This is a genomic window from Pedobacter sp. 01T416_2 (assembly GCF_056398925.1).
Genome location: NZ_JBFTQI010000429.1, coordinates 1 through 5,114, shown reverse-complemented (window position 1 = coordinate 5,114; position 5,114 = coordinate 1). Strand labels below are relative to the sequence as shown.

Annotated in this window: 5 protein-coding genes; 4 read left to right on the top strand and 1 reads right to left on the bottom strand. The window is 38.7% G+C overall.

Annotated features, from left to right (window positions below):
- The first annotated feature begins 89 nt into the window (after nt 1-89).
- The 4 genes from thrS to rplT all read left to right on the top strand — a co-directional run bounded on the left by thrS (nt 90) and on the right by rplT (nt 3,251).
- The gene (gene thrS, locus AC1DPQ_RS17135; protein ID WP_477610342.1) at nt 90-2,015 is read left to right on the top strand and encodes a threonine--tRNA ligase; all 1,926 of its coding nucleotides are present in this window, start codon (nt 90-92) and stop codon (nt 2,013-2,015) included.
- Between the two features lie 16 nt (nt 2,016-2,031).
- Nucleotides 2,032-2,601, top strand: a complete 570-nt coding sequence (gene infC, locus AC1DPQ_RS17130; protein ID WP_051691975.1) for a translation initiation factor IF-3 — start codon at nt 2,032-2,034, stop codon at nt 2,599-2,601.
- A gap of 29 nt (nt 2,602-2,630) precedes the next feature.
- Nucleotides 2,631-2,831, top strand: coding sequence for a 50S ribosomal protein L35 (gene rpmI / locus AC1DPQ_RS17125; protein WP_029279105.1), 201 nt, complete (start codon nt 2,631-2,633; stop codon nt 2,829-2,831).
- A gap of 75 nt (nt 2,832-2,906) precedes the next feature.
- Nucleotides 2,907-3,251, top strand: coding sequence for a 50S ribosomal protein L20 (gene rplT, locus AC1DPQ_RS17120; RefSeq protein WP_025144714.1), 345 nt, complete (start codon nt 2,907-2,909; stop codon nt 3,249-3,251).
- Nucleotides 3,252-3,334: 83 nt separating this feature from the next.
- Here rplT and AC1DPQ_RS17115 read toward each other — a convergent pair whose 3' ends face one another.
- Nucleotides 3,335-4,948, bottom strand: a complete 1,614-nt coding sequence (locus AC1DPQ_RS17115) for a discoidin domain-containing protein (protein ID WP_477610341.1) — start codon at nt 4,946-4,948, stop codon at nt 3,335-3,337.
- Nucleotides 4,949-5,114 lie beyond the last annotated feature (166 nt).

Below are 5,114 nucleotides of genomic sequence, written 5' to 3'. Positions count from 1 at the left end.
GGATAAATTTCGTACCTTTGCACAAAATAAAATCACATTGTAAGTGATCTTTAAAACTTTTTTATTTAAAATTTAAATCATAGTTGTAGATGATTAACATTACTTTACCTGACGGTTCTGTCCGTCAGTATGAAAAGGGCACTTCTGCCCACCAAATTGCATTGTCAATTTCTGAGGGCTTGGCCCGTAACGTATTAGCCGCTGAGGTTAATGGCGAAGTTTGGGATTCAATAAGACCAATCGAATCTGATTCATCAGTAAAATTATTGACCTGGAATGATACTGCCGGAAAATCGACTTTTTGGCATTCATCAGCTCACTTAATGGCTGAGGCTTTAGAAGCACTTTATCCGGGTACCAAATTCGGTATCGGCCCAGCTATCGAAACTGGTTTTTATTATGATGTAGACTTTGGCGACCGTGAATTTTCTTCGGACGATTTCAAGGCCATCGAAACCAAAATGATCGAACTGGCTAAGCAAAAGGAAACTTTTGTACGCGAAAGTGTGAGCAAAGCTGATGCGGTAAAATATTTTACCGAAAAAGGCGATGAGTACAAATTGGATTTAATTGATGGCCTGGAAGATGGTAAGATTACTTTCTATACCCAAGGTTCATTTACCGATTTATGCCGTGGCCCACATATTCCGAATACTGGTTTTGTGAAGGCAGTAAAACTGATGAATGTAGCTGGTGCTTACTGGCGAGGCGATGAAACCAAAAAACAATTAACCCGTATTTATGGGGTAACTTTCCCTAAGGCGAGCGAGCTTACTGAATATCTTTTAATGATTGAGGAAGCAAAAAAACGCGATCACCGTAAATTAGGGAAAGAGCTGGAGTTATTTGCTTTCTCAGAAAAAGTAGGAATGGGCTTGCCTTTATGGCTGCCTAAAGGAACTGCTTTGCGCGAGCGCTTGGTGAACTTTTTAACTAAAGCACAGGCTAAAGCAGGCTACGAGCAAGTAGTAACACCACATATCGGACACAAAAATTTATATGTAACCTCAGGTCACTGGGAGAAATACGGTAAAGATTCCTTCCAACCAATTAAAACGCCACAAGAAGGAGAGGAGTTCTTCCTAAAACCGATGAACTGCCCTCACCACTGTGAGATTTACAAAACAAAACCTCGTTCTTATAAAGATCTTCCGGTTCGTTTTGCCGAGTTTGGCACGGTTTACCGTTACGAACAAAGTGGCGAATTACATGGGTTAACCCGTGTACGTGGCTTTACTCAAGATGATGCACACTTATTCTGTATGCCAGAACAGGTGAAAGAAGAGTTTAAAAAAGTAATCGACTTGGTGCTTTATGTATTTAAATCATTAGGTTTTGATAACTATACTGCTCAGGTTTCATTAAGAGACCCGGAGAACAAATCGAAATATATTGGTTCTGACGAAAATTGGAGACTATCTGAAAATGCCATTATCGAAGCAGCTGCAGAAAAAGGCTTAAATACTGTTGTAGAATATGGCGAAGCCGCTTTCTATGGCCCTAAGCTCGATTTTATGGTGAAAGATGCTTTAGGTAGAAAATGGCAGTTAGGTACTATTCAGGTTGATTATAATTTACCAGAGCGTTTCGAATTGGAATACACTGGTAGCGATAACCAGAAGCACAGACCAGTAATGATTCACCGTGCACCATTTGGTTCATTAGAAAGATTTATTGCTGTTTTGATCGAACATTGTGCCGGAAACTTCCCGTTATGGTTAAGTCCGGAGCAATTTATTGTTCTTCCTATTTCAGAAAAATATGAAGAATATGCAAAAAAAGTTTTAGATGAACTAAATAATTCCGATATTCGCGGGCTGATTGACTTTCGTGATGAGAAAATCGGTCGCAAAATACGCGATTCGGAAGTTAAAAAGATCCCATACATGCTCATTATCGGTGATARGGAAATGGCAGAAGGAAAAGTTTCTGTCCGCAAACATGGTGAGGGAGATTTAGGCGAAATGACGTTGGAAGAGTTCAACAATTTATTAAGAAAAGAAATAACAGTTTAAATTAAATAGTACAAATTTGGCATTAGGAAGACCAGGATTTAACAGGGGACCACGTCCACCTTTTAAGAAAAAAGAAGCAGAGCATAACATTAATCAGTATATTAAATCGCCCGAAGTGCGTTTAGCTGGCGATAATGTTGAACCGGGGATTTATCCTTTGGCAAAAGCTTTGGCACTTGCTGATGAACTGGAATTGGATTTGGTAGAAATATCTCCAAATGCCGTACCACCAGTTTGTAGAATTATTGATTACAGTAAATTTGTTTACGAGCAGAAGAAAAAGCAGAAAGAAATTAAAGCTAATGCAAAACAAACTGTAATTAAGGAGATCCGTTTTGGTCCTAACACCAACGATCACGATTTCCAGTTTAAATTGAAGCATGCAGTAAGCTTTTTAGAGAACGGTGAGAAAGTTAGAGCTTATGTGCATTTTAAAGGTAGAGCAATTGTTTACAAAGAGCAGGGAGAAATTTTATTGTTAAAATTCGCTCAGGCTTTAGAAGATGTAGGAAAAGTAGAGTTGTTACCTAAGTTAGAAGGTAAACGGATGTTCCTAACAGTTGCGCCTAAAGTAGCAAAAAAATAAAAATAGGTTTATAAATTAAAAAACAGGTTATGCCAAAAATGAAAACCAATTCCAGTGCTAAAAAGCGTTTTTCGCTTACTGGAACAGGTAAAATCAAAAGAAACAACGCATACAAAAGTCACATCTTAACAAAGATGAGCACTAAACGTAAACGTGCCTTAGGTCAAGCAAGTATCGTATCTGATGCTGATATGGGTAACGTTAAACGTATGCTTTGTATCGGAAAGTAATTTATTAATTCACCAGGTATCAGGCTTTAAGTTTCCGGTTAAACGGAACGCCGCTTGCCAAAAAACAACAACAACATGCCACGTTCGGTAAACGCAGTAGCTTCGAGAAGAAGAAGAAAAAAAATCCTTAATCTAGCCAAAGGCTATTGGGGAGCAAGAAGTAAGGTTTATACTGTTGCTAAAAACACAGTAGAAAAAGGTTTGCAATATGCATACCGTGACCGTAAAGTTAAGAAAAGAGAATTCCGCGGATTATGGATCCAACGTATTAATGCAGGTGCTCGTCAGCACGGTATTTCTTACTCTCAATTAATTGGTAAACTAGCTTCTAAAGAAATCGGTTTAAACCGTAAAGTATTGGCTGATTTAGCAATGAATCATCCAGAAGCTTTCAAAGCTGTAATTGATGCAGTAAAATAGAAATTTTCGCTTAGGCGATAATCATATTTAAAAAAGGTCCCGATGTAAAATCGGGACCTTTTTTGTTGTTTGGTTTTGAAAATCTAATATAATCCCAATTCTGCAAGACTGGCAAACTGTAGGCCATCCTGTGCTGAATTTAAAATAACTTTAAAATACTGGAATGTTTTGGCGCTTCCAAACTCAAAGTACTGCGGACCATTTATATTTTGAGCTACATAATTGCTAACAGAAGTGAAGTTTACGCCATCTGTACTCGTTAGTAGTTCAAAGTTTTTCACAGCCCTGCTTAAACCACTTCTCTGTGTTAAACTTAAACCTGTTGCGGTTTTTGAAGCTCCTAAATTAATTACTATAGTATGTGGATAGCTTGTTGCTGAGCTGCTCCATCTCGAATGCCAGTAAGTACTTGCGTTTCCGTCGATTAATCTGATCGCCCTGCCATTTGTAGCACCTTCGCCGCTGGTTTCTTCAGAACTAAATGAAGCAATACTCCACCCTGTTTTGCTTAACTCATTTTTCGTTGAAAAATTTAATACTGGTAAGCCTCCTGAAAAARTATAAGCATAAATCTGTTCGGTTACGGTTCCATTGTCATGTACCAATTTAACTTTCAGTTCGTATGGAATACCATCGGCTTTTTCCTGCAAATCGGCAATTGGCATTACAACCCTAAAGCTATCTGTGCCGATTTTCTTCGATTCCCACGTAATGGCATTATAATCATGGTTTACACCTGTACCTTCATTGTTTACATTCGGATCATTATAGTATAAAATGCTGGTTACATTACCGATTGAAGTAAATTTACCTGATACCACTATAGAAGCCAAAGTGCTGGAGTAGCTGGCGTATATTTTATTAATGCTGCTGGTTACCGAACCGTAATAGGTGTTAGCGTTATTATTGAAAACCTGATTGGCATTTAAAATAGCCGCGTCTGCAGCGGTTAAAAATGTAGGGCTTTTTCCTAAGGTTCCATTACCTGCCCACATTAATGCCATACCTAAAGTTGAGTTTTCAGAAACTTTCTGTCTGTTGTGCGGTAGATTTAATCCATGACCAAGTTCATGTACCATGCCTCCAAACCAAACACTGAAGCGGTTGCCGACGGTAGTGCTTAAGCCAAGATTTGCAATGTCCATTTCTTCATAATCCAGCGCGTAACACCATCTGCCGGTACCATAAAACGGACCTCCGCTTGGTGTACCATCAGTGCCGATAGAATATCTTGGAATAATGATCAAGGTATGATCGCTGGTTTTATCTGCGGGGTGCGCAGCAAAATAAGCGTTTACTTCGCTTGCCACTGCGCCGCTACCTCCAGAATATGGATAACTTGCTTTTGGCAACGTTCCTCTAATGGTTAGGATTTTTACATTTCCTGTGCCATCATCAGCAAGGCCAAATGTTTTATTGCCATAACCATTGCGGTTCATTTCTTGTTTGTACCAATCTTGTGTCCATAATAAAAGATCGCTCAACCTTTTTCTATAACCCGCAAGGGTATCGAGGTCGTTAGGTACAAAATAAACAACATTTACATTGCGGCTTTGGGTAATAATGTTGGTTGTAGCTAATTTTTTGTTAATAGAGAAGGTTTTTTCCTCTGGTTGTAATACTTCGGCCTTTTTACAAGATAGGGCGAACAGGCAGGCACAGAATAGCCCTGTTAAAAGTAAACTGTTTTTTTTCATACGATAATTTTAGGTTTAGGTTGATAATATTTGGAATTGGTTGTTGTTGCTTTTTATATGCTGCACTCAGCCTCTTTACCTAATCTTGTCGATTTTAATGCGAAGATTTTATATCACCATAATTTGCCAGTCTTGGCCACTGTTCCAAACGGCCACTGTTCCAAAC

Coding starts and splice junctions, on each gene's coding strand:
- rpmI (WP_029279105.1), top strand. CDS start 2,631: ATGCCAAAAATGAAAACCAATTCCAGTGCTAAAAAGCGTTTTTCGCTT.
- rplT (WP_025144714.1), top strand. CDS start 2,907: ATGCCACGTTCGGTAAACGCAGTAGCTTCGAGAAGAAGAAGAAAAAAA.